The 25,456-nt window shown below is 65.9% G+C and carries 18 protein-coding genes, 1 tRNA gene, 2 pseudogenes and 1 riboswitch; of the genes and pseudogenes, 3 read left to right on the top strand and 18 right to left on the bottom strand.

All coding sequences use genetic code 11. The features are described 5' to 3' along the window. Window positions 1–4 precede the first annotated feature (4 nt). Entirely contained in the window at window positions 5–298 is a 294-nt protein-coding gene (locus U5A89_RS17475; protein ID WP_338162298.1) for a hypothetical protein, read from the bottom strand. A 21-nt stretch (window positions 299–319) separates the two neighbouring features. Here U5A89_RS17475 and U5A89_RS17470 point away from each other — a divergent pair, with 21 nt between their 5' ends. Both U5A89_RS17470 and U5A89_RS17465 read left to right on the top strand, forming a co-directional pair. Continuing rightward, window positions 320–1,453, top strand: a complete 1,134-nt coding sequence (locus U5A89_RS17470; RefSeq protein ID WP_338162297.1) for a hypothetical protein — start codon at window positions 320–322, stop codon at window positions 1,451–1,453. A 49-nt stretch (window positions 1,454–1,502) separates the two neighbouring features. Then, window positions 1,503–2,819, top strand: a complete 1,317-nt coding sequence (locus U5A89_RS17465) for a cytochrome P450 (protein WP_338163097.1) — start codon at window positions 1,503–1,505, stop codon at window positions 2,817–2,819. Here U5A89_RS17465 and U5A89_RS17460 read toward each other — a convergent pair. The 4 genes from U5A89_RS17460 to U5A89_RS17445 all read right to left on the bottom strand — a co-directional run bounded on the left by U5A89_RS17460 (window position 2,812) and on the right by U5A89_RS17445 (window position 9,744). Continuing rightward, a complete protein-coding gene (locus tag U5A89_RS17460) occupies window positions 2,812–3,711 on the bottom strand; it encodes a transglutaminase family protein (RefSeq protein WP_338162296.1) in 900 nt (299 codons plus the stop codon). The genes U5A89_RS17465 and U5A89_RS17460 overlap by 8 nt on opposite strands. Continuing rightward, entirely contained in the window at window positions 3,708–6,179 is a 2,472-nt protein-coding gene (locus tag U5A89_RS17455; protein WP_338163096.1) for a circularly permuted type 2 ATP-grasp protein, read from the bottom strand. Before U5A89_RS17455 ends, U5A89_RS17460 begins: the two co-directional genes overlap by 4 nt. Further along, the gene (locus U5A89_RS17450; RefSeq protein ID WP_338163095.1) at window positions 6,179–9,538 is read right to left on the bottom strand and encodes a transglutaminase family protein; all 3,360 of its coding nucleotides are present in this window, start codon (window positions 9,536–9,538) and stop codon (window positions 6,179–6,181) included. Before U5A89_RS17450 ends, U5A89_RS17455 begins: the two co-directional genes overlap by 1 nt. Before the next feature lie 119 nt (window positions 9,539–9,657). Beyond that, a tRNA-Leu gene (locus U5A89_RS17445) sits at window positions 9,658–9,744 on the bottom strand. Window positions 9,745–9,899: 155 nt separating this feature from the next. Between U5A89_RS17445 and U5A89_RS17440 the strand changes: the two genes are divergently transcribed. Beyond that, complete coding sequence (locus U5A89_RS17440; RefSeq protein WP_338162295.1) at window positions 9,900–10,406, top strand: hypothetical protein; 507 nt, start codon at window positions 9,900–9,902, stop codon at window positions 10,404–10,406. A gap of 139 nt (window positions 10,407–10,545) precedes the next feature. On the opposite strand, the gene gltB is transcribed toward U5A89_RS17440, so the two are convergent. The 13 genes and pseudogenes from gltB to rsfS all read right to left on the bottom strand — a co-directional run bounded on the left by gltB (window position 10,546) and on the right by rsfS (window position 25,422). Then, complete coding sequence (gene gltB, locus U5A89_RS17435; protein ID WP_338162294.1) at window positions 10,546–15,087, bottom strand: glutamate synthase large subunit; 4,542 nt, start codon at window positions 15,085–15,087, stop codon at window positions 10,546–10,548. 46 nt (window positions 15,088–15,133) lie between these two features. After that, the gene (locus tag U5A89_RS17430; protein ID WP_338162293.1) at window positions 15,134–16,579 is read right to left on the bottom strand and encodes an NAD(P)-dependent oxidoreductase; all 1,446 of its coding nucleotides are present in this window, start codon (window positions 16,577–16,579) and stop codon (window positions 15,134–15,136) included. A 164-nt stretch (window positions 16,580–16,743) separates the two neighbouring features. Then, window positions 16,744–17,553, bottom strand: a complete 810-nt coding sequence (locus tag U5A89_RS17425; RefSeq protein WP_338162292.1) for an undecaprenyl-diphosphate phosphatase — start codon at window positions 17,551–17,553, stop codon at window positions 16,744–16,746. Window positions 17,554–17,671: 118 nt separating this feature from the next. Next, window positions 17,672–18,598, bottom strand: coding sequence for a complex I NDUFA9 subunit family protein (locus U5A89_RS17420; RefSeq protein WP_338162291.1), 927 nt, complete (start codon window positions 18,596–18,598; stop codon window positions 17,672–17,674). Between the two features lie 103 nt (window positions 18,599–18,701). After that, window positions 18,702–19,280 (bottom strand): TMEM165/GDT1 family protein, encoded by a 579-nt coding sequence (locus U5A89_RS17415; RefSeq protein WP_338163094.1) that lies wholly within the window; start codon window positions 19,278–19,280, stop codon window positions 18,702–18,704. Between the two features lie 13 nt (window positions 19,281–19,293). Further along, window positions 19,294–19,483: riboswitch (yybP-ykoY riboswitch) on the bottom strand. Between the two features lie 54 nt (window positions 19,484–19,537). Next, window positions 19,538–19,939: a hypothetical protein gene (locus U5A89_RS17410; protein ID WP_338162290.1), complete on the bottom strand. Its 402-nt coding sequence runs from the start codon at window positions 19,937–19,939 to the stop codon at window positions 19,538–19,540. A 90-nt stretch (window positions 19,940–20,029) separates the two neighbouring features. Continuing rightward, window positions 20,030–20,590, bottom strand: coding sequence for a hypothetical protein (locus tag U5A89_RS17405; protein WP_338162289.1), 561 nt, complete (start codon window positions 20,588–20,590; stop codon window positions 20,030–20,032). A gap of 13 nt (window positions 20,591–20,603) precedes the next feature. Next, on the bottom strand, window positions 20,604–21,158 hold the full coding sequence (locus U5A89_RS17400) for a demethoxyubiquinone hydroxylase family protein (protein WP_338162288.1): 555 nt from the start codon (window positions 21,156–21,158) through the stop codon (window positions 20,604–20,606). Continuing rightward, window positions 21,155–21,637, bottom strand: a complete 483-nt coding sequence (locus U5A89_RS17395) for a disulfide bond formation protein B (protein WP_338163093.1) — start codon at window positions 21,635–21,637, stop codon at window positions 21,155–21,157. The genes U5A89_RS17400 and U5A89_RS17395 overlap by 4 nt, the downstream gene beginning before the upstream one ends. Window positions 21,638–21,778: 141 nt before the next feature. Then, the gene (locus U5A89_RS17390) at window positions 21,779–23,125 is read right to left on the bottom strand and encodes a S41 family peptidase (protein ID WP_338162287.1); all 1,347 of its coding nucleotides are present in this window, start codon (window positions 23,123–23,125) and stop codon (window positions 21,779–21,781) included. A 102-nt stretch (window positions 23,126–23,227) separates the two neighbouring features. Then, window positions 23,228–24,462: pseudogene (locus tag U5A89_RS17385) on the bottom strand (murein hydrolase activator EnvC family protein). Window positions 24,463–24,513: 51 nt separating this feature from the next. Beyond that, window positions 24,514–24,935, bottom strand: a pseudogene (locus tag U5A89_RS17380) (23S rRNA (pseudouridine(1915)-N(3))-methyltransferase RlmH). A 169-nt stretch (window positions 24,936–25,104) separates the two neighbouring features. After that, complete coding sequence (rsfS, locus tag U5A89_RS17375; protein ID WP_408021514.1) at window positions 25,105–25,422, bottom strand: ribosome silencing factor; 318 nt, start codon at window positions 25,420–25,422, stop codon at window positions 25,105–25,107. Between the last annotated feature and the right edge of the window lie 34 nt (window positions 25,423–25,456).

The following is a 25,456-nucleotide window of genomic DNA, read 5'->3' as shown; positions in this document are numbered from 1 at the left end:
GCGGTCATTTGGGCGCTTTGGCGAAACGGCGCAACAACTGACCGCGCCACAGCCCCTTGCCCGGATGATAGTTCCAGCAGAACCAGCCGAAGGTGAGGCAGGCGACCAGCGAGGGCAGGGCCATCGGATCGCCGTTCGCCTTCATATGGCGATAGAAGGTCATGTCGGCGCGCCAGCGGTCGCGCTCGCTGCCGCCGCCATTGATGCCGTACATATTGTCATGCTTGCGGCAACCGACATTGCGGTTGTATTTGCGATGATCGATGAAATAGCAGTAGTCGCGTTCGGGTGTGGTCATGACCCGATTAGGGCGATGGTGTTGGAAAAGTTCAAGCGTAAAGTCTTTTATCTCGGCGGTTTCGATCCGCGCGGTGTCCGTTTCTACCACCAGCTCTATCGCGATCAGGCGGTGCGGCATGGCGCGTTGACGGGCGAACCGATCGCGGTGAGCGGACGGCAGAGCGGTCCCGCGGGCGCGGCGGTGTCGGCCATCTGGCAGGTCGACAACCCGGCGGCGGGGGTGACGACCGACTATGAATATCTGCGCTGGGAAGATGTGATCGGCAAGGTGTGGATTCGCAATCCGCTCAGCCTCGCCCTGCGCTCCGCGCGCGCCTATGCGGGGCATGCGCGGCACATGGATTTCGGGCGGATGCGGCGGCTGCGCAAGGGGCCGGTGATCACCATCCTCTATCCGCCGGTCCTGGCGGTGCTGATCCCGTTGTTGCTGGCGGTCCTGCCCGCCTTGCTGCTGTCGCTGGTCCTGCCGGTCTGGGCGGCGATGCTGGCGGGGGTGGCGATCAGCGCCTGGCTGTCCGGCCGGATTCTGGCCAAGCTGGTGGTGCCCTGGCTGCTGCGCTTCATGACCTATCATGGTGCGTTGGCGGCGGACGGGCCGGGGGATACGCTGGACGAGCGGATCGACCAGTTCGCCGCGCGCATCGCGCAGGCGCTGGACGGCGACTGGGACGAGGTGCAGCTGGTCACGCACAGCGCAGGGACGATATTGGGGATGCGGTTGCTGCGCCGGGTCATCGCCCTGCGCGGGGGGACGCTGCCCGATCATTTCGTCATGCTGGGCCTGGGCCAAGTGGTGCCGGTGATCGGCCTGCGCCGCGACGCGGATTGGTATCATCAGGATTTGCGGGCGCTGCGCGATGCGTCGTTCCGCTATGTCGACATCAGTTCGCCGCCCGATGGCGCGGCCTATTTCGACGTCAATCCGTTCCGCCTGTTCGCCGACACCCATACCGCGCGAGTGGATATGCTCTCGCCGCGCTTCCACCTGTTCTACCAGCCCGAAAATTATCATGGCGGCTGGTCGAATAAATATGAGGCGCATTTCGATTATCTGCGCGTGGGCGATCGCCTGTCGCCGATCGATTTCATCAGCCTGACCGCAGGCCGCCGTACCGTGGACGAAGCCGTCGCGGCTTTCAGGACGATCCCATGACCGATCTTTTCACCCCCCCTATCCGCAGCCGCCCCGGAGCAAGGCGGGCCTGGTGAAGCGGTTCCTGCGCGGCTGGCACAGCTGGATCCATGTGCTGTTCGACAAAAGCTACACGATGAAGATGGGCGAAATCCGCACGCCCGGCCGCACCATGTATATCGCCAACGAACTGAGCCTGGTGGACCAGATTTTGCGCGGCGGCACCGCCTATCCCAAGCATAGCGAACTGGTGCGCAATCTCGATCCGCTGATCGGCAACAGCGTCTTTTCCGCCAATGGCGCGGATTGGGAAAGCCAGCGGGCGATGGTCAATCCCGCCTTCGCGCATACGGCGCTTGGCCGATCCATGCCGCTGATGGCGGCGGCGGCCGACGACCTGCTGGCGCGGATCGACGCTGCGGATCGCGCAAAGCCGGTCGATATCGACCCGATGATGACCCATGTCGCGGCCGACATCATATTCCGCACGCTGTTTTCGCAGGCGCTGGACGCGCAGCGGTCCAACATCATCCACACCGCCTTCGGCAAGTTTCAGCGGCTGGCGCATAGCGCGTCGATGCTGCGGCTCTATGGCATTCCGGCGGGCTGGTTCGAGAAGCGATCCAAAGGCCCGGCGCGGGCGATCCATGACGTATTCCGGCCGATCGTGGAGGCGCGCTACGAAGGCTGGCACGCGCGGGGCGAAGCGCCACATCGCGACATATTGCAATCGCTGATCGAGGTGAAGGACGCGCAGACCGGCCTGTCCTTCACCTGCGAACAGGTGATGGAGCAGGTATCGACCATCTTCCTGGCCGGGCATGAAACATCCGCCAGCACGATGACCTGGGCGCTCTATATGCTGGCCGAATGCGCGCATATCCAGGACCGGGTGCGGACGGAGATCGGCGAGATCGCGGGCAACGCGCCGCTGACCGCGGCGATGCTCAAGGATATGGGGCAGTTGCGCAATATCTTCCGGGAGACGCTGCGCCTCTATCCGCCGGTATCCTTCCTGCCGCGCGAAGTCACCTGCCCGATGGACATGCGCGACAAGCATCTGGAACAGGGGGCGATGCTGGTCGTCGCGCCGTGGCTGACACAGCGGAACAAGGATAATTGGGCCTGCCCCCATGCGTTCGACCCCGACCGGTTCGACGATCCGGCCAATGCCGACATGGTGAAGCAGGCCTGGTTCCCGTTCGGGCGCGGCCCGCGCGTGTGCGTGGGCGCGGGCTTTGCGCAGCAAGAGGTGATGACGGTGATCGCTACGATCGTTCGGCGCTATCGGTTGAGCATGCCGACGGGGTTCAAGCCCGAGCCGATCAGCCGCCTGACGATCCGGCCGCGGACGGGGATGCCGTTGCTGTTCGACGCGATCAGCTGACCGGCGCGATTTCCTCTTCGGGCACGACATCGACCATCAGTTGCAGGCTTTGCCGCCCGCCGCCGACGAACAGCCCGTCCATCGGCGCTACGTCGGCATAATCGCGGCCCATGGCGACGAACAGGTGCCCGTCGCTGGTGATGACGCCGTTGGTGGGATCGAAGCCGATCCAGCCGCGCGTCGATCCGCACCAGAGCATGACCCAGGCGTGCATCGCGTCCGCGCCGACCAGCCGGGGTCGTCCGGGCGGCGGCAGGGTTCGCAGATAGCCGCTGACATAGGCTGCGGGCAGGCCCGCAAGGCGCAGCGCCACCACCATGACATGGGCGAAATCCTGGCACACGCCATGGCGCGCGGAAAAGGCGTCGGCGACCGGAGTGGAGGCGTCGGTGGCGCCGGGTTCATAGGCAAATTCCGCCTTGATCCGTTGGGCAAGGTCCAGCGCGGCGGCGATGATGGGTCGGTCGGGGGTCAGCCGGTCGCCCACCCAGTCGCCGATCTGCGCCAATAGCGGCGCGCGCGGCGAGGCGAAGAGATAATGGGCGGGGGCCGATGGTCCCATGTCACGATCGCGCAATGCGGCCTGCGCGACGCTGGCGATGGTGGGATCGCCGGGCTGCGGGACGATCTGCGGGCCATTGTCCACCCCGGCGCGGAAGCGGGTTTCGATCGTCAGCTGGCGGATCGGGTTTTCGATCACCAGCCGGGCGACGTTGACCGGCCAGGCGCCGGGCCGCGATTCGATGACGGAGGGGATGGGATCGACCGTCAGGACATAATCCGCCGTCCATTGCCCGGTCCAGGGTGCGGGGCGCAGCCGCAGGTTGAAGCGGGCGAGCCGCACGGGACTGGCATAGCGCAGGATGGTTTTGTGGCGGACATGGTAGATCATGACAGCAGGTCCGCATCCTGCGTCTTGCGCAGGGGGAGGAAATAGCGCTGGCCGATGGCGTCGGACAGCCCAAGCAGGCGGCTTTCCACATCACCCATATCGGCCATGGTCAGCATGTCGCCGGTCAAGGGGGCGAGCCGGGCGACCAGCGCGTCGGCCAGGCGGCGGGGTTCCTCCGGCATACCGTCGGCGCGCAATGTGGGCAGGGCGGCGATATGATCGGCCAGGCGCAGTGCCTGATAGGCGATGGCGCGCGGATTATGCGGCTCCAGCGCGACGAGATCGCGCACCGGCGGCAGGGCCGGACCGGTCAGATAACGGGTGCGATAGCTGATCTGGCTGTCCATCAGGTCCAGCAGGACGGTGAGGTCGTCGGCCGATGCGCCGTCATTGCCAAACAGGGTAAGCAGGCGGCAGCCATTGATCGCGCGTTCCATGCGGCGGCCCATATCGTGGAAGCGCCAGCCTTCGGTCCGGGCCATATTCTCCGCCGCCAGACCCGACAGGGCGGACATCCGCTCGATCATGCGGGACGAGGCGTCGAGCAGGGTTTCGGTGACGCCGCCGTCGAAGGCGGGCAGCGGCAGGCGCACTAGCCGCCAGAAATCGCTGGCCAGCCGATCGCGCAGCCCTTCGCCGATATTGGCGACCGTGGCGATCAAGGCGCGGACGCTGCCGGACTGGCGCGCGTCGCCCAGCGCGGTGGCGCAGAGCGGGCCGATCGCGCTGCCCCGGCCGGGCACCGCGCCCCAGAGCGCCAGTTGATCGACCAGCCGGGCCATGGTGAGGGACGCGGGCGATGGTCCCAGATCCGCCTCGATCGATCCGCCGACGATCGCGCGGATCAGGCGCAGCGTCATTTCCGTCCGTTCGATGTAGCGGCCCAGCCAGAAGAGGTTGTCGGCAGCCTTGGCGGGCAACATGCCGCCGACGCGGCGGATGGCGGGCGCGCCGCCGTCCAGCAGGCTGTCGGGGGGCACCGGCTTGCTGTCGATCACGCACATGTCGGCGGACATGTCGCCCTGCCCCATCAGCGCCGCGCGGATGTCGCCATGGCCCGCCAGACGCGCGAAGCCGCCGGGCATCACGCGCCAGCGCCCGGCGGCGTCGCGCGCGACGAAGATGCGCAGGGTGAAGGGGAGGGGCGTGAGTTGCCCGTCGATGACGGCGGGGGTGGTCGACAGCTTCACCAGTTCCTGGCCGACATAGTCCATCGGTCGGCGCGCCATGGCATCGAGCAGGGCGGCGCGCTGCGCAGTGTCCAGCGCCGATCCGGGGGTGAAACGCGCGTCGGGCAGGCCCGCGACATCCTGATCGAAGGCGGAGCCGACGACCAGATCATCGAGCCGCGCCCGCACATGGTCGCGCTCATGACCCTGGCCGCACCACCAGGTCGCGATATTGGGCAGGATGAGGTCCGATCCCAGCATCGCTCGCGCCAGTTGCGGCAGGAAGGCGGCGAAGGCGCGCGATTCGATCACGCCGGCGCCCGGCCAGTTGCTGACCATCAGGCCGCCGCGCGCGCAGGCGTCGTACAGGTCGGCGATGCCGATGCGCGATTTCGCGTCGAAGGCGAGCGGGTCGAGGAAGCGGGTGTCCATCCAGCGCCACAGGCCGTCGATGCGCTTCAGCCCCTGGATGGTTCGGACGAACAATCGCCCGTCCGATACGATAAGGTCGTCGCCTTCCACCAGCAGCAGGCCGAGATAGCGGGCCAGATGCGCCTGTTCGGCATAGCTTTGGTTGAAGCGGCCGGGGGTCAGCAGGCCGATGCGCGGGTCGGTGCGCTCGCAATCGGCGGCGAGGCCGCGGCGCAGTTCGTCGAAAAAGGGGGCGAGCCGCCGCGTGTTCATCGCGCCCAGCAGGTCGCCGGTGGCGCGGGAGAGGGCGAGGCGGTTTTCGAGCGCATAGCCCACGCCAACGGGCGTGCGGACGCGATCGGCCAGCACCCGCCATTCGCCGGTCGGTCCGCGCCCGATATCGGCGGCGTAGAAATGGAGATGATGGCCGCGCGGCGGTGGCGTGCCGGTCATGACCCGCCAATAATGGGGGCTGCCTGTCACGATGCTGGCGGGCAACTTGCCCTCGCGCACCAGCGACTGGGTGGAATAGATGTCGCCGACGACCCGTTCCAGCAGTTCGGCGCGCTGGATCAGGCCGCGTTCGATCTGCGCCCATTCGCCTGCGTCGATCAGCAGCGGCACCGGGCCGAGCGGCCAGGATCGTTCCTGCTCGTCCCCGGTCAGGCGGAACGCCATGCCGAGGTCGATCGCCTGGCGCGACACATGGTCGGCGAGCGTCGCGGGGTCGCCCTGCGCCTGGGTGGACAGGCGGCCCAGCATGTCGCGCCAGCGCGGCGCCATGTCGGGCGTCGCATCGGCGAACAGATCGCCCTGCGGCGCGGCGGCCAGATAGGCGCCCGCCCAGGCCGCTCCGCTATGGGGCAGGGTACGTGCGTCGGCCGCCATCACGCGCCGGGATGTTGGAAGCGCAGATCGAGGGTCATGGGGAATTCATTGGCCGGTTCGGCGGCGGGCATGTCCACTTGCCCAGGCGTATGGCCATAATCCTGGAACCGTGCCTTGCGCCGGGCTTCGGCTTCATAACCGTTGACCGGCAGCGTGTCGTAATTGCGCCCGCCCGGATGCGCGACGTGATAGACGCATCCGCCCAGCGACCGGCCGCTCCAGCTGTCGAGTATGTCGAAGGTGAGCGGCGCGTTGGCGGGCAGATTGGGGTGGAGGCAGTTGGCCGGGGTCCAGGCCTTGTAGCGCACGCCGCCCACGCCTTCGCCGGGCACGGCGGTGGCGGTCATCGGCACCCGGCGGCCGTTGCAGGTGACGATATGCCGCCCGGCGACAAGGCCGGTGGCGCGGACCTGCAACCGTTCGGTGGACGAATCGACATAGCGCACCGTGCCGCCGATCGCGCCGGTTTCGCCCAGCACGTTCCAGGGTTCAAGCGCATGGGTGATTTCAAGCCCGACGCCGCCGGCATCGACCGCACCATGGACCGGGAAGCGGAACTGGCGTTGCGCTTCGAACCAGTTGGGATCGAAATCGTATCCCGCGCCGCGCAGGTCGGAGAGAACCTCCAGGAAATCGGCCCAGACGAAATGGGGCAGCATGAAGCGATCGTGCAGCGTCGTGCCCCAGCGTACGAGGCCACCCTGTTGCGGCTGGCGCCAGAACCAGGCGGCGAGCGCGCGGATCAGCAATTGCTGCGCGAGGCTCATGCGCGCTTCGGGCGGCATTTCGAACCCGCGAAATTCCAGCAGGCCCAGGCGTCCGGTGGGGCCGTCGGGCGAGAACATCTTGTCGATGCAGATTTCGGTGCGGTGGGTGTTGCCGGTGACGTCGACCAGCAGGTTTCGGAACAGGCGATCGACCAGCCAGGGCGCCGGAGCGGTGGCGTTGTCCGCGAACGGATTGGGCACCTGCGCCAGGGCGATCTCCAGTTCGTAGAGACCGTCGTGGCGCGCTTCATCGATGCGTGGCGCCTGGCTCGTCGGGCCGATGCAGAGGCCCGAGAAGAGATAGGATAGCGCCGGATGCCGCTGCCAGTAGAGGACGAAGCTCTTGAGCAGGTCCGGGCGACGGATGAACGGGGAATCATTCAGCGTCGCGCCGCCCAGCACGATATGATTGCCGCCGCCGGTGCCGACGGAGCGCCCGTCGACCATGAATTTGTCGGCGGTCAGATCGCATTCGCGCGCCAGGGCGTAGAGCCGTTCGGTGATCGCCACCGTATCGTCCCAGCTGGCGGCGGGGTGGACATTGACTTCGATGACGCCGGGATCGGGCGTGGCTTTCAGCACATCGATGCGCGGGTCCGGCGGCGGGGCATAGCCTTCGATCCGAACCGGCAGGCGCAGCGCTTCGGCGGCGGCCTCGACCTCCGCGACCAGTTCCAGATAATCTTCCAGCGCCTGCACCGGCGGCAGGAAGACGGAGAGATAATGGCCGCGCGGTTCGATGGTGACGGCGGTGCGGACCGCCCCTTCGATGATGAATTGTTCGACCCGGTCCTGCGCGGCGACACCGCCATCCGGCCCGGCGACACGCTGCGACTGTTGCGCGCGCGCTTCCTCGACGCTGGCCTGCTCCGTCACCTGTGCGCGGAAATCGGCGAGCGGCTGGCGCGGCTCGCTGGTGTCGCGGGGGTGGATATAGGGATAGTCGGACGGCGGCACATAGGGCAGCGAGCCAAGCGGCAGGCGATAGCCCAGCGCCGAATCGCCCGGCACGGCGAACAGCTTGCCGCGCCGCAACTGCCAGATTTCGCTCTGCCAGCGGGGTGTGGCGGCCTGGCTCTGCCAGCGCTGCACCGGCAGGACGTAGCCGACCGGCTGGTCGAGGCCGCGTTCGAACGTCTTGACCATGCGGGCGCGCGCTTCGGGGTCGCTGATCTTGGGATCGTCGGGGCTGGCGTTGATCGGCAGGTCGGCTTCCTTGACCGCCCATACCGCCGGATCTTCATAGACGGCATGGGTGTATTCGTCGGTAAAGCCCATATTGCCCGCCATATGGGCCAGGAACGCCTTGGCATCGGCCGCCGTCACTATGGCCGCGCCTGCGGGCGCATCGTCCGGCGCGATCAGGCTTTCGTCCCGCCAGAGCGGCACGCCATCCGTGCGCCAATAGACCGCATAGGCCCAGCGCGGCAGGCTTTCGCCCGGATACCATTTGCCTTGGCCATGGTGCAGCAAGCCGCCGGGCGCAAATTCGGCGCGCAGCTTGCGGATCAGCCGGTCAGCATAGGCCGCCTTGGTCGGGCCGACCGCATCGCCATTCCATTCGCCCGCATCGCCACCATCCTGCGCGACGAAGGTCGGTTCGCCGCCGGTGGTCAGGCGCACGTCCTGCGCGATGAGGTCTGCGTCCACCTTGGCGCCGAGCGCCATCACCGCGTCCCAGCGATTGTCGGTGAAGGGTTTGGTGATGCGCACCGCTTCGGCGATGCGGCTGACGCTCATCGCGAAATCGAAATCGACTTCGGCCGGTTCGGCCATGCCGCTGATCGGGGCGGCGGACTTGTAATGGGGCGTGGCGCAGAGCGGGATATGCCCTTCGCCCGCGAACATGCCGCTGGTCGCGTCGAGCGCGACCCAGCCTGCGCCGGGCACATAAGCCTCCGCCCAGGCGTGGAGATCGACCACGTCCTGGGTGACGCCCTTTGGCCCTTCGATCGGTTCGACGTCGGCGACCAGCTGGATCGAATAGCCCGACACGAAGCGGGCGGCGAAACCAAGGCGGCGCAGCAACTGCACCAGCAGCCAGGCCGAATCGCGGCAGGAGCCGGTGCCGATGTCCAGCGTCTCTTCGGGCGTCTGCACGCCCGCCTCCATGCGGATGACATAGCCGACCTGTTGTTGCAGGCGGCGGTTCACCTCGACCAGGAAATCGACGGTGCGGCTTTGATAGCCGTCATATTGAGCGACCATCGCCTCGAACCTTGGCCCCTGATCCTCGATATCGAAATAGGCGGCGAGGTCGGTCTTCAGCTGGTCGTCATAGGCGAAGGGGTAGTTTTCCGCATAAGGCTCCACGAAGAAGTCGAACGGATTGATGATGTCGAGATCGGCGAGCAGATCGACCTGGATACGGAAATGATCGACCGGGTCGGGGAAGACGACGCGCGCCAGCCAGTTGCCGTGCGGATCCTGCTGCCAGTTGAGGAAATGGTTCGCCGGTTCGATCTTCAGCGCATAATTGGGCACCTTGGTCCGGCTGTGCGGCGCGGGGCGCAGGCGGATGACCTGCGGGCCGAGCCGGATCGGGCGGTTGTAACGATAGGCGGTGAGGTGGTGGAGAGCGGCCTTGAGCATGGCCGGATCAAACGCCACCCCCTGTTGCAATGCAACAGCCAATGTCCAAGCGGTGTCGATTTCGACCGGTTATCCCGGATTTCTCTCCGCCGACCGCCGCAGCGGGCCGGGGAGAATGATGGTGCGGCCAAGAAGACTCGAACTTCCACGGGCTTTCGCCCACAACGACCTCAACGTTGCGCGTCTACCAATTCCGCCATGGCCGCACATCAACAGGGAAACCGGCGGCGCCGGTGCCTTGGTAGGAGGCGGCCCTTAGCAAAGGCTTTTGACCCATGCAACAAGTGATCGGCATCGGCGTTGTGATTGATTGGAGAAGGTGAAGCCGTCCCGCGTTCGGGCCGGTCATGGGAGGAAGCCGATGCCGTCGGTGCATGTCTGGACGAGTATGGGCGCCACCGTCGTGGCGGCTGCGGTCATGGGGCTTAGCCTGGGCTTCTACGTCACCAGTCCGCAAGGCGCGGCACGGGCGGACAGCGATTATGTGGACATGCCGACCGGCGATGAGACGGCGAGCGAAACATCTGTGGCAATGCAGGACGGGCCGGGGGCGATCCATTGCACCGGCTGCGGGCCGACGCTGGCCGATCGGCGCTGGCAAGCGGATATGGCCGGGCTGGATGCGGACAGCATGATCGATGGCAGCAGCAGCGATCCGGTGGTGCGGGATTATGAGGCGGCGGCGATGCCGGAAGATTTGATGCCCGATACTGCGCCCGCGGCGGTTCGGCCGCTGTCGCCGCAGGTGGCGCGATTCGTGGCGGTTGAGAGGGCGCCACCACCGATCGCCGCAATGACCAGCCAGGTCGGGATGGCTGAGACGCCGCCCCCTGTGGTGGCTACGATGCCCGGCGAACAGCGGTTTTGAGTGTGCGGTGATTGAATCTCAGATTTGTTAGTCAATGTGTTCCCGCGCAGGCGGGAACCCAGTCCGACGCTCTGAACTAGGTTCCCGCCTGCGCGGGAACACACTGTTTTAATCGCAGAAGATGCGACTTGACCCCCGCTTATTCGGCGGCGACCGTTTCCGCCGCGGCGTCGCTCAACGGATGGGACAGGCGGCTGATCATTTCCTTCGGGCAGACCTGCCAAATGTAGCGACGCCAGCGATCCCAATCGTCCAGGATGGTGTTGGACCATTTGCTGTCGGTCGCCACGGCATGTTCGGCGATCAGCGCCTTGACCGCATTTTCCCAATAGCTGCTTTCCAGCCGCTGCCAGACGATGCTTTCCGGATTCGCCTGGCCCGCAAAGCTGCCGTCTTCGTCCAGGATGAAGGCCATGCCGCCGGTCATGCCCGCGCCGAAATTGGCGCCGGTCTTGCCCAGGATCACCGCGGTGCCGCCGGTCATATATTCGCAGCCATTGGCGCCGCAGCCCTCGACCACGACCTGCGCGCCCGAATTGCGGACGGCGAAGCGCTCACCGGCCTGGCCCGCCGCGAACAGCTTGCCGCTGGTCGCGCCATAGAGGACAGTGTTGCCGATGATCGTATTGTCCTTCGACGACAAGGGGCTGGAGACGGTCGTGCGCACCTTGATGATGCCGCCCGATAAGCCTTTGCCGACATAGTCGTTGGCGTCGCCAAAGACTTCCAGCGTGATGCCTTTACACAGGAAGGCGCCGAGCGACTGACCGGCGGACCCGCGCAGGCGCACGGTCAGATGGCCGTCGGCCAAGGTCGACATGCCGAACCGGTCGGTCACGGCGGACGAAAGCCGCGTGCCGACGGCGCGATGCGTGTTCCGCACCGTGTAGGTCAGCTGCATCTTTTCGCCACGCTCGAACACGGCCTTGGCGTCGCGCATCATCTGCGCGTCCAGGCTGTCGGGCACTTCGTTGCGCCACTGGGTCAGCGAAAAACGGCGCTGGTCGTCGGGGGCGTCCACCTTCGCCAGGATCGGGTTGAGATCCAGATCGTCCAGATGCTCCGCGCCGCGATTGACCTGCTTGAGCAATTCGGTGCGCCCGATCACTTCGTCCAGGCTGCGGAAGCCGAGGCGGGCGAGGACTTCACGCACTTCTTCGGCGATGAAGGTCATCAGGTTGATGACCTTTTCCGGCGTGCCGGTGAATTTTTCGCGCAGCTTTTCGTCCTGCACGCACACGCCCACCGGGCAGGTGTTGCTATGGCACTGACGCACCATGATGCAGCCCATGGCGACGAGGCTCAGCGTGCCGATGCCGAACTCTTCCGCGCCCAGGATCGCGGCGATCACGATGTCGCGCCCGGTCTTAAGGCCGCCGTCAGTGCGCAGCTTCACGCGATGGCGCAGGCCGTTGAGGGTCAGCACCTGGTTCGCTTCGGACAGGCCCATTTCCCAGGGCGTGCCGGCATATTTGATGCTGGTCTGGGGCGAAGCGCCGGTGCCGCCGACATGGCCCGCGATCAGGATGACGTCGGCATGGGCCTTCGCCACGCCGGCGGCAACCGTGCCGATGCCCGCCTGGCTCACCAGCTTGACGCAGACCCGCGCGCGCGGGTTGATCATCTTGCAGTCGTAGATGAGCTGCGCCAGATCCTCGATCGAATAGATGTCGTGATGGGGCGGCGGGCTGATCAGCATCACGCCGGGCGTCGAATGGCGCAGCTTCGCGATGAACTCGGTCACCTTGAAGCCGGGCAGCTGGCCGCCTTCGCCGGGCTTCGCGCCCTGCGCGACCTTGATCTCGATCTCTTCGGCCGATGCCAGATATTCGGCATGGACGCCGAAGCGGCCCGACGCGATCTGCTTGATGACCGAATTGGCGTTGTCGCCATTTTCGTAAGGCTTGAAGCGGTTCGCGTCCTCTCCGCCTTCGCCCGACACCGCTTTCGCGCCGATGCGGTTCATGGCGATCGCCAGCGTTTCATGCGCTTCGGGGCTGAGCGCGCCCAGCGACATGCCCGGCGTGACGAACCGCTTGCGGATTTCGGTGGTGGCTTCCACCTCGTCGATGGGCACGGCTTCGCGGGCGAAGTTGAACTCCATCAGGTCGCGGAGGTAAACCGGCGGCAAATCGCGCACGCCGCGCGAGAATTGCAGATAGGTCGAATAGCTGTCGGTCGCCACCGCCGTCTGCAACAGGTGCATCAGCTGTGCCGAATAGGCATGGCTCTCGCCGCCCTGACGCTGGCGGTAGAAGCCGCCGATCGGCAGGCGCACTGCAGCTGCGTCGAACGCTTTTTCATGGCGCAGCATCGCGCTGTAATGGAGCGACGCATAGCCTTCGCCCGAAATCTTCGCAGGCATGCCGGGGAACAGGTCGTTCACCAGCGCGCGCGACAGGCCGACCGCTTCGAAATTATAGCCGCCGCGATAGCTGCTGATGACCGCGATGCCCATTTTGGACATGATCTTGAGCAGGCCTTCGTTGATCGCCGTGCGATAGCGTTCGAAACAGGCGTCGAGCGACAGGTCGCCGAACAGGCCGCGGCCATGGCGATCGGCGATGCTGGCTTCGGCCAGATAGCCGTTCACCGTGGTCGCGCCCACGCCGATCAGCACCGCGAAATAATGGGTGTCGAGCGCTTCGGACGAGCGCACGTTGATCGATGCGTAGCTGCGCAGCCCCTTGCGCACCAGATGAGTGTGCACGGCGGCGGCCGCCAGCACGCCTGCGATGGCGGCCCGGGTCGGGCCGACGCCTTCGTCGGTCAGGAAGATTTCGGTGCGGCCTTCGCGGACCGCCTGTTCGGCTTCCTCACGGATGCGGGCGATCGCGGCGCGCAGCTGTTCCTGCCCGCCACCGGCGGGGAAGGTGCAGTCGATTTCCGCGACGGCGGGGCCGAAATAGGCCTTGAGCCGCGCCCATTCGGCGCTGGTCACGACCGGCGATTCCAACACCAGCACATGGCTGTTCTGCGCGCCTTCCTCCAGGATGTTGTGGAGGTTGGAGAAGCGCGTCTTCAGGCTCATCACATGCCGTTCGCGCAAGGGGTCGATCGGCGGGTTGGTGACCTGGCTGAAATTCTGGCGGAAGAAATGGCTGATCGTGCGCGGCTTGTCCGAAATGACGGCCAGCGGCGTGTCGTCGCCCATCGAGCCGATCGCTTCCTTGGCGTCCTCTACCATGGGCGCCAGGATCAGTTCCAGATCCTCCAGCGTCAGGTTGGCGGCGACTTGGCGGCGGGTCAGTTCGGCTTTGTCCCAAGTCGGCAGCGCGGTCGGCGCTTCGGCCAAGTCGGCGACGGTCAGGAAGTCCTTGATCAGTTCGCCATAGGGGCGTTCGCCCGCGATCCGATCCTTGATCGCGCGATCGTCATAGATTTCGCCTTCGAGCAGGTCGACGGCGATCATCTGGCCCGGACCCATGCGGCCCTTCTTGACGATGGTGGTTTCGGGCACGACGACCATGCCGGTTTCGGAGCCGACGATCAGCAGATTGTCGCCGGTCAGCGTATAGCGCAGCGGGCGCAATGCGTTGCGATCGACGCCAGCCACGACCCAACGACCGTCGGTCATGGCGAGCGCGGCGGGGCCGTCCCACGGCTCCATGACGGAGGCGAGATAGTCGTACATGTCCGCATGGGCCTTGGGCAGGTCGGCGCTTTGCGCCTGCCAGGCTTCGGGGACGAGCATCAGCTTGGCGGTCGGCGCATCGCGGCCCGAACGGCAGATCGCTTCGAACACGGCATCGAGGGCGGCGGTGTCGGACGCGCCAGCCGGGATCACCGGTTTGATATCCTCCGACTGCTCGCCGAAGGCCAGGGACGCCATCTTGATCTCGTGGCTCTTCATCCAGTTCTTGTTGCCGCGGATCGTGTTGATCTCGCCATTATGCGCCAAGGTGCGGAACGGCTGGGCCAGCCACCATTGCGGGAAGGTGTTGGTGGAATAGCGCTGGTGGAAGATCGCGACGCGGCTTTCGAACCGTTCGTCCTGAAGGTCCGGGAAGAAGACCGACAGCGATTCGGCGAGGAACAGTCCCTTGTAGATGATCGAGCGGCAGGACAGCGAACAGACGTAGAAATCCTGGATCTGCGCGGCGATGACCTGCTTTTCGATGCGGCGGCGGATCAGGTAGAGATCCTTTTCGAACTCGGCGACGTCGCGTTCTTCGGGCATCGGCCCGGCGATCATGATCTGCTCGATTTCAGGGCGCGTGCGCTGCGCCTTTTCGCCGATGACCGACACGTCCACCGGCACCTGGCGCCAGCCATAGATGGTGTAGCCCGCGTCGATGATTTCGGCTTCCACGATGGTGCGGCAGGTTTCCTGCGCGGACAGGTCCGTGCGCGGCAGGAAGATCATGCCGACGGCGAGGCGGTTGGGCAGCGGCTTGTGGCCGGAGTCCGCGATCGCATCGTCGAAGAAGCGCACCGGCAGGTCGACATGAATGCCCGCGCCGTCGCCGGTCTTGCCATCCGCGTCCACCGCGCCGCGATGCCACACGGCTTTGAGCGCATCGATCGCGCTGGCGACGACGCGGCGGCTGGGACGGCCATCGGTCGCGGCGACCAGGCCCACGCCACAGGCGTCGCCTTCCATCTCGGGATGATACATGCCCTCGGCCGCGATCCGTGCGCGTTCTTCGGGGCTGGCGGTGAACTGGGTCTGCTCGGTCATGATCGGGATGTCCTTCCGACGACGATAGTCAAAAAAGGCGGGAAGATCAGGCGGCGACGGCCTGTCGCGCCTTGGCCTTCGCCTTGAGATAACGATGCATATGGTCGGTCACGTCGCGGCCGTCGCGGATCGCCCAGACGACCAAAGATGCGCCGCGCACGATGTCGCCTGCCGCGAAGACGCCGTCCACGCTGGTCATCATCGTCTTGTGATCGACGCGCAGCGTGCCCCAGCGGGTGACGGACAGGTCTTCGCTGCCGAACAGCTTGGGCAGTTCTTCGGGGTCATAACCCAGCGCCTTGATGACGAGGTCGGCTTCGAGCGTATGCTCGCTGCCCGGATCGGCTTCGGGCGCGCGGCGGCCCGATGCGTCGGGCTGGCCCAGGCGCATTTTCGTGACCTTGACGCCGGTGACATGCTCCGTGCCTTCGAACGCGATCGGCGCGGTGAGCCAGACGAATTCGACGCCTTCTTCCTCCGCATTGGCGACTTCGCGCTGCGATCCTGGCATATTTTCCCGGTCGCGGCGGTAGAGGCACTTCACCGACTTGGCGCCCTGGCGGATCGCGGTGCGGACGCAGTCCATCGCCGTGTCGCCGCCGCCGATGACGACGACATTCTTGCCCGTCGCGAGCAGCGTGCCGTCCTCATGTTCCGGCACGGCGTCGCCAAAGCCCGCCTTGTTGGAGGCGGTGAGATAATCGAGCGCCTTGACCACGCCCGCCGCGCCGACACCCGGTGCCTTGATGTCGCGCGGCTTATAGACGCCGGTCGCGATCAGGATCGCGTCATGCTTGGCGCGCAGGCCTTCCAGCGTCGCGTCGCGGCCGATTTCGAAATTGTCGTGGAAGACGATGCCGCCGTCCTTCAGGCGCTGGACCCGGCGCATGACCACGTCCTTTTCCAACTTGAAGCCGGGGATGCCATAGGTCAGCAAGCCACCGGCGCGATCATGCCGGTCATAGACATGGACGTCATAGCCAGCGACGCGGAGATATTCCGCCGTCGTCAGGCCCGCCGGTCCCGCGCCGATGACGCCGACCGACTGGCCGTTGGGCGTGCCGGGGACCAGCGGTTCGACCCAGCCTTCCTTCCAGGCGGTGTCGGTGATGTATTTTTCGACCGATCCGATGGTGACGGCGCCGTGGCCGGAAAATTCGATGACGCAATTGCCCTCACACAGCCGGTCCTGCGGGCAGATGCGGCCGCAGATTTCGGGCATGGTGCTGGTGAGGTTCGACAGTTCATAGGCTTCGCGCAGCCGGCCCTCGGCGGTCAGGCGCAGCCAATCGGGAATATGATTGTGCAGCGGGCAGTGCGTCGAACAATAGGGCACGCCGCATTGCGAGCAGCGCGACGCCTGTTCTTCGGCCTTGTCCAGGATGAAGCTGCGGCTGATTTCCAGGAAATCGTCGGCGCGGTCGTCGGCCGCGCGCTTTTCCGGGTAGGATTGCCCCTTACCCACAAATTTCAGCATCGGATTGTCAGCCATGGATCGCCTCTGAATCTGTTTCAGATGCGCGCATAGCAGAAAAACCCACGCAGTCACGTGGATTCTGCTATATATGGCAGGAATACTGACTAATTAAATGCGTTTTGGTTCGTTAGTTGAGAATAAATCGCAAAAACTATCTAAATAATATGGCCGTATCGGACCTACCGCATTGCAAGCCAGACAAGCGCCGCGGCCCCGGCGATGATTCGATACCAGGCGAAGGGCGCGAAGCCATGTTTGGACACCAGCCCGACGAACCATCGGATGACCAGCAGAGCGACGATGAAGGAGACGATGAAGCCGAGCGCGATGCTATCCCAGCCTACCGCCGCGCTGGTGATCCGGTCGCCCTTCTTGAGCAGTTCTAGCGTCGTCGCGCCCAGCATGGTAGGGATGGCGAGGAAGAAGCTGAACTCCGCCGCCGTGCGCCGCTCCACGCCCAGCGTCAGCGCGCCCATGATCGTCGCGCCGGACCGGCTGACGCCCGGGATCATGGCGATGCATTGGATGAGGCCGATGCCCAGCACCCGGACGACCGGAATGTCGGCGATGCCGTGGAAACGCTGTTTCTTGATCGCGCGCTCGATCAGCAGGATCGCCACGCCCCCGACGATCAGTGCCCAGGCGACGACCTGCGGCGCGCCCAGCAGGATTTCGACATAGTCGTGCAGCGCCAAGCCGATGATGGCGGCGGGGATGAAGGCGATGATGAGGTTGCGCAGGAAGCGCCAGCTTACCGGTTCGCGCCGCAACAGCCCCATGCCGACCGCCCAGAAGGTGCGCCAGTAGAGCACGACGACCGCCAGGATCGCGCCCAGCTGAATGATGACGTTGAACATCGCCCAAGTGGCCGAATCATAGCCCAGCAATTCGCTCGCCAGGATGAGGTGCCCGGTGGAGGAGACGGGCAGGAACTCGGTCAGTCCCTCCACGATGCCCAGCAGGATGACGGTGAGGTAATGCAGGTCCATGGGAAGCCTTTGGCGTGACGTGCTCTCGCGCAGGCATTGAACCGAGGCACGTGACCCGGTTCAACCCAGTTCAGACGGCAGGACTGGGCTCCCGCCTGCGCGGGAGCACAAAGTTATGTCAGGCGCTGGCGCGGCCGGCGAAGCGGCCATGTTTGCGATAGCGGACCATCCATTTGTCCGCGACCGCGCCAAGCGGCGTCGGCGCGACGCCCAGGGCGGCCAGGCCTTCCGAGCCGGGGGCGGCGACATTGTCGCGGCCCAGCATGGTGAGCTGGTCGCGGCTGATCGGCCCGCCCGGCAGCATCGCCAGTAGCGACGCGATGCCGTGCGGCACGTCGATCAGGGGCTTGTCGCGGCCGATCGCCTTGGCGATCCAGGCGTTGATCTCTTTCATGCTCATGACCTGCGGCCCGGCGACTTCATAGGTCTTGCCGCCATGGACGCCCGGCTGCGCGGCGGCATGGGCGATCGCTTCCGCCACGTCGGCGACGTAGACCGGCTGGAACTTGGTCGCAGGCGCGATCACCGGGACGACCGGCGCCATGCTGATGAGGTCGGCGAAGCGATTGAGGAACTGGTCTTCCGGGCCGAAAAGGATCGAGGGACGGATGATGGTCGCGGTGGGGAAGGCGGCCTTGACCGCGACTTCGCCCGCTGCTTTCGATCGGCCATATGCGGACGGGCTTTCCGCGTCCGCGCCGATCGCCGATACCTGTACCAAAGCGGTTGCGCCAGCCGCCGCCGCGGCCTTTGCCACATTGGCCGCGCCGCGATGGTGGAAGGCGTCGAAATCGCCCGCCAAGATGCCGACCAGATTGATGACGACATCGCTGCCCGTCACGGCGCGCGCGACGCTGTCGGGGTTGCGGATGTCGGCTGCGATAAACTGGGTCTGGCCCAGATTGCCGAGCGTCTTGACCTTCATCGCGGTGGACAGGTCGCGCTGCGCGATCCGCACCCGTGCGCCCCGTGCCAGCAGCGCCTGCGCCACTTGTCGGCCCAGAAAGCCGCCGCCGCCGAAGATCGTTACCAGACTGTCCTTCATCACGCGCGTCCCATGTCTTTTGAATAAGGGGAATGACTCCACCAGACCCTTGCAACAGCCGCAGCGCGCTGACAACCGCCAGCCGCGCCGCGCGAGTGGTTTTTTACCCGAACCAGCCCTGGAGGTCAGCCAGCATCCAGAGGCCCAGGCCCAGGAACAGCAGCGCTGCGCCGACCTGCAACGCGCGCATCGGCACCTTCTTCGCCAGCGCTTCGCCAAACAGCACGGCGGGGACATTGGCGATCATCATGCCGATGGTCGTACCCATGGTGACGGCGAACAGATTATCGAAGCGCGCGCCCAGCGCCACGGTGGCGACCTGCGTCTTGTCGCCCATTTCCACCAGGAAGAAAGCGACCAGCGTGGTGACGAACACGCCTGCCTTCGACGGCGCTTTCAGGGGCGCGTCCTCGTCGAACGTGTCGGGGATCAGCGTCCAGGCGGCCATGGCGATGAAGGAGGCGGCGACGGCGTAGCGGAACCAGGGCTGCGTCAGCACGCCGGCGATCGAATGGCCGACCAGTGCGGCAAGAAAATGATTGGCGACCGTGGCGGCGAAGATGCCCAGGATGATCGGCACCGGCTTACGAAAGCGGGTGGCGAGCAGCATGGCGAGCAATTGCGTCTTGTCGCCCATTTCGGCGAGGGCGACGAGCGCGGCGGAGGTAAGGAGAGCTTCCATCGTCATGTTCCGGGGCCGGGCGGAGTGAATAGACGCAATGCCACCGTCGCTTCCCGCCCGGCCGGACAGAAAAGCGCCGATGCCATTGGTCTCGCCGTACGCGGTCGCCCGCGTCCCATATGCCATGACCTCTCGGCCAAATATGTTGACATATGGCCCGTCCCTCAAGCGGAACGGCTGGCTACTCCCCAGATGACGGGTGGGCCTTTAGGGGATCATAGCGTCGATGGCAAGACGATCCCGCTTAGGCGCTATACTTATGGCTCGCCCTTGCTTTCCTGCATGCGCCGTTCGGCGAACCATTGTTGCAGCATCTTGGCGGTGCAACCGGTAAAGCCGTTGCTGCCGATGGTGGAACAGCTGTTGGGAAGCATCTGCCGCTGCGTTTCTTCCATCGTCGCCACCTGGCTGCCCCATCCGGGGCCACCGGCGACGGCAGGCTTTTCGCGCAGCTTCTTGGGAATGCGGTAGCGTTCCGATTCGGGCCTGCGCGCGCAGACGACGATCTCATCGCCCTGGCTCTGCGGGCAGGGATCGTCGCCATAGACCAGCAGATTGGTGATGCGTTCGGGCGGCGGCTCCGGCTGCGCGAGGGCGGCGGAGGGAAGCAGGGGGACCAGCAGCAGGCCGATCAGGGGGCGTACGACATGCTGTCGCATGATATTATCCTTCATATCCCCCATTGAGATGCCGGACCTGCCCATGGCCCGGCGATTGCCATGCAGGACGCCACCGGCGCCCGGCAACCGTCAGGGCTGGGACGGGGTCGGGGTGGCGGGCGGCTGTTGCGCCGCTTTTTCTTCCGCTTTCACGCGCGCTTCGATCGCTTCGCTGTCGGCGTCGATCGTGGACAGGCGCTTGGCGCGTTCGGCGGCGACCAGATCCTTCCAGCTCGCATTGTCCAGCGCCTGCCGCTCCGCCTTGGCGAGGCGGGAGAGTTGGGCGAAGCAGCCGGTCGCGCCGCCGCTGCCGACCGGCGAGCAGCTTTCGGTGCCCTGACGCCCGACATATTCCATCGACCGGACGCGTTCGCCCCAGGCCTGTTTGCTGGGCATATTGGGATCGCCACGCAGCGGTTCGGGGATGCGATAGCGTTCTTCCTCGCCCTTGCGCGCGCATACGACGATGTCGTCGCCTACGCTTTGGGGGCAGGCATCCTCGCCATAGACGATGACGATATTGACCTTCTCCGACGCCGGATCGGTCGCGGCCGTCGGCGCGGTGGCGGGCTGGGCGGAGGCGGGTTGGGCCAGGGCGGGGACGGCCGTGCCCAGCAGCATCAACGCGGCGATCATGGGGGTCTTGCTCATCAATCCGTCCTTTTCAGATGCGCTTGGAAAGCGCGATGGCGGCCCGGCATCCCAAACGAATGGCGCCCGACAAGAGGGGGTAGGCGGGCGCCTGCTCGGCGCCATGGGCCAGCGCGGCGTCGCGATGTTCGACCTCTTCCGCCTGGAAATCCGCAATGGCGGTAGAGAGTTCCGGATCGTCCTGCGCTAATTGCGTCAGCTGTTCGGCATAGTGGCGGTCGATCTCCGTCTCGATCGCGGCGGTGCAGGCCATGGCGGCCTTCGGTCCCATGGCGGCGGTGACCGCGCCCAGGGCGAACCCGGCCGCGCTCCAGATCGGTGCCAATGCGGTGGGGCGCACGCCCCGTCGGGCGATCATCGCGTCGAAGGCGGCGCGATGGCGTTCCTCCTGCGCGGCCATCCCTGCGATCAGGCGACCATAGGGATGGCGATCCCCCATGACGGCCAACTGCCCGGCATAGATGCGGGTCGCGCCGAACTCGCCAGCCTGGTCGACGCGCACCATGGCGGCGCGATCGGCGGCGGACGGCTTCTTGCCCGGTCGGGGGAAATCCTGGGGCGCGGTCATGCTTTCCTCGCTTTAAGCAGCAGCGCCAAGATGGCGAGCGCGGCGGCCCCGGACAAGAGGCCGTTATAGCCTGCGAGCGAAATGCCGAAGAGATCCCAGGGCGCCACGTCGCAGCGGATGAGCGGCGTCGCCATGATCTGGTTGAGCATATCCGCCGCGCTGCCGCCGGTGGGCGTGGTAGAGCAGGTGGTCAGCCCTTCCCACCAGCCATATTCGACGCCTGCATGGAACAGGCCGATGAGGCCGCTGATGCCGATCGCCAGCCCCGCCAGTCCGGCGAACAGCCCGCTGACGCAGGGGCGGCCCTTCATGGCATAGGCGAGCAGCGCCAGCGGAATCGCGATCATATGCGGATAACGCTGCCACCAGCACATGTCGCAAGGATGCAGGCCGCCAATATATTGGGACGCGTAGGCGCCGCCCAGCAACAGGACTGGCGTCAGCAAGGCGATGGCGCGGGCAAGCGGGATGCTGTTCATCATGCCCGCTTAAAGCCTTGGCGGGCTTTCGTCATGCTGAACTTGATTGCTTGGAGGTATCTTACCATGTTCCCGCGCAAGGCGGGAACATGGTTGAGACGGCGGACTGGGTTCCCACCTGCGCGGGAACAGGGGATGGGGTTACTTCCCCGCCGGTTTGCGGGTCTGCGCCTGGGCGATGGTCGCGCCGGGCGTGCTGGCGAGGCGGGATATCGTCTTGAGCGCATAGTCGAGCTGGAAATCCTCGACGCCCTTCTTCTTGAGGTCTTCGGCGCTCATGGCGAAGCGTGGATCGTCCTTCGTATCCTCTTCCAGCGCCTTGTCGTCGGTCTTGATCTCGTTGATCAAATGGCGTCGCAGGTCGCTTTCGCGGAATTTGGGGCGGTTCTTGTAATCGGGATCGGACAGTTGGGGCACGCGGATGTCCGGCTGGATGCCGCCTTCCTGCACGCTGCGGCCCGACGGCGTATAATAGCGCGCCGTGGTCAGCTTGAGCGCGGTGGTGTTGGATAGCGGCAACATGGTCTGAACGCTGCCTTTGCCGAAGCTGCGTTCGCCCATCACCAGCGCACGATGCTGGTCCTGCAACGCGCCTGCGACGATTTCCGATGCGGAGGCCGATCCGGCGTCGACCAGCACGATGATCGGCAAGCCCTTCGCATCGTCGCCGGGCTTTGCGTAATAGCGTTCGACATCGCCCTTGGCCCGGCCGCGCTGCGACACGATTTCGCCGCGTTCCAGGAAGGTGTCGCTGACGGTCACGGCTTCGTCCAGCAGGCCGCCGGGGTTGGAGCGCAGATCGAGAATATAGCCGGTGGGCTTGTGGCCCAGCGACTTGTCGATGCTGCGGATCGCCTGGCGCACGTCGGCCCCGGTATTGGCCGAGAAGCTGACGATGTTGATGATGCCAATATTGTTCTTCACTTCCCATTTGACGGGTTTGAGCTGGATGATCTCCCGCGTGAGGGTAAGTTCGATCGGCTTGTCGCGGCCCGCGCGCACGATGGTGAGCTTGAGCGCCGTGCCGGGCGCGCCGCGCATCTTGTCGACCGCCTCGTCCAGCGTGCCGCCATAGATGAGCTGGCCGTCGATATGGGTGATATAGTCGCCCGCCTTGATCCCGGCGCGCCAGGCCGGGGTATCCTGCGTCGGGGCGATGACCTTGACCGCGCCATCCTCCTGCGTGACCGAGAGGCCGAGGCCGCCATAGCTGCCTTCGGTCTGGGTGCGCAGATTCTGGAAGTCGCGCGCGTCGAGGAAGCTGCTGTGCGGATCGAGGCTGGCGAGCATGCCGTCGATCGCGCCCTTGATCAGCTTTTCATCGTCGACCTTTTCGACATAATCGCTGCGGACCTTCTGGAACACGTCCATAAATTCATCGAGCGCCTTGTAGCTCGACGCCTCCCCATCGGCGAGCGCCGCAGTGGTGGCGGGGATGAGCGCAAGCGCCCCGAGCGCAAGCGCGCCCTGGAGGAAGGTCGATTTCATGGGTGTCCTTGATTCCGGCATCTGCGTCCCACCATAGCTGATTCGCGTACAGACGCAAAAGCGCGCTTCGACCAATGTTGCGCAGGGTCGATGAGCGTCGGGTTAACCGAGGCCCACCAGTGGTACGATATCGACCGGGCGGCCGTTGCGGCGCAGTTCTACGGTGATGTTGGGGCGTTCGGGGCCGGTGATGCCGACGGGGTCGCCCTGGCGCACGCTATCGCCCACTTGCGCAGTGACGCGGTGGAGGCCGGTGATGAGGGTGGTCCAGCCCTGACCATGGTCGATGATCAGGATCTGGCCATAATCGCGATAGGGACCGGCGAAGGCGACGCGGCCTGCGGTGGGGGCAATGGCCTGCGCGCCGGGTTGGGTGACCAGCGTCAGGCCGCGGGAGCGGACGCCGCCGTCATTGACTTCCCCCATGCCGGTGACGAGTTGGCCGATCACCGGCAGGCGATAGGGGGCGGGCCGCCCGCAGCGGTTTGCCGTTCGGGGGCGGCGGCGCCGGCCTGATCGGGGCGGGCGGGGCGGAGCAACGGGCCGGACAGCGAGGCCAGCCGTTCGCGCAGGTCGCCTGCCTGCTCCAGCCGGTCCATCAGATCGACGATGTCGCGCGCCCGCTCGCCCAGCGCGAGCGCGCGTTCGCTTTCCATCCCGGCATTGGCGCCATAGTCGCGGGCGGCGACGCGTTTGCGGGCTTCCAGCGCGGCCAGAGTCGCCTGGCGATCCTTGCGGTCGGCCTGGGCCTGGTCCAGGGCGTCGGCGGCCTGTTGCGCTGTGGCGCGGAGCGCGCGGCTCTGGTCCAGTTCCTGGCGCAGGCCTGCGGTGCGCTGTTCGATCACCGGCAGCACCTGGGCGAGCACCGCGCGCAGATGGACGGCATCGGCGACCGATCCGGGTTGCACCAGCGCCAGCGCCAGCGGACGGCGGGCCATCATCTGGAGCGCGGCGGTCAGGCGCACGACCGGCTCCTGCTTGGCCGCCAAGCGGGCGGATTGGGCGCGCTGCATCCGCGCGATGATGGCGATGCGGGCCTGCGCCGCCTGGATATCCGCCTCCGCCTGCTGGATGCGGGCGGCGATGGCGGCGGTGCGACGGCGGGCCTGTTCGGCTTCGTCGCGGGCGAGGCTGGCCTGCTGTTCCAGCCGGGCGGAGCGGTCGCGCGCTTCGTCCGACTGGCGGCGGGCGGCCTTGAGCGCCTGTTGTTCTTGCGCCAGCGTCGTGCCCGCGGTGCCGGACAGGATGATCGCGCTGTCGTTCGCGGCGGGCAGGCGCGTGGCGGCGAGGGCCAGGAGGGCCGCCAGTCCGCTTGCGATGAGGAGGTTGCGCTTCACCCGATGTCCCGCCTGTGCTGGCCCCTGACTAGGCGGAAAGCCCGGCCTATTCTAGCCTTCGCGATGATAGGGATGGTTGGCGAGGATCGAGCAGGCGCGCCAGAGTTGTTCGGCCAGCATCGCGCGGGCCATCATATGCGGCCAGGTCATCGCGCCGAAGGCGATCAGCAAGTCGGCATTGGCGCGTTCGGCGTCATCGAACCCGTCTGCCGCGCCGATCAGGAAGCGGCATTCGCGTGTGCCTGCGTCGCGCCAGCCCTCGATCCGGCGGGCGAAGTCGAGCGAGCCGAGCTGCTTGCCCTTTTCGTCCAGCATGACCGTGACGGTGCCGGGGCCGACGGGGGCAGCTTGCCGCCCCGGTCGGGCATTTCCGTGATCCTGTGCGGCATGGTCAGCCGTTTGGTGTAGCGGTCGACCAGATCGGCTTCGGGCGAGCGGCCGATCTTGCCGCGCGCGATGATGTGGAGGAGCATAGTTGCGCACCCGTCATGCTGAACTTGTTTCAGCATCCATCGTGCCACAGGCACAGGTTACGCCTTTGCTTGACCGCTGGCAGCATCGCGCCTTTTCAACGGTGGCGCGTGCTGCGTAATGGATGCTGAAACACGTTCAGCATGACGATCCAAGGCGTTGGGACAGTCTTCAGGCGTTGCCCGCGACCGGTGCATCGACGAAGCCCCACATCCGTTCCAGATTGTAGAAGCTGCGCACTTCCGGCTTGAACAGATGGACGATCACGTCACCCGCGTCGATCAGCACCCAGTCGGCGACCGGCAGCCCTTCGACCCGCGCGGAGCGGCCGGTTTCCTTCTTGATCCGTTCGGCCAGATGCTGCGCGATCGCCGCGACCTGACGCGACGAACGGCCGCTGGCGATCACCATATAATCGGCGATGCTGCTTTTGCCTTCGAGCGGGATGGAAATGGTTTCCTGAGCCTGGTCGTCGTCGAGCGACTGCATGACGAGGGCGTGCAGGGCGGCCACGGAATTGGCG

It is taken from the genome of Sphingobium sp. HWE2-09 (assembly GCF_035989265.1).
GTDB lineage: Bacteria > Pseudomonadota > Alphaproteobacteria > Sphingomonadales > Sphingomonadaceae > Sphingobium.
The sequence above is the reverse complement of the archived record's forward strand: the minus strand, read 5'-3'. Positions and strand labels throughout refer to the sequence as shown.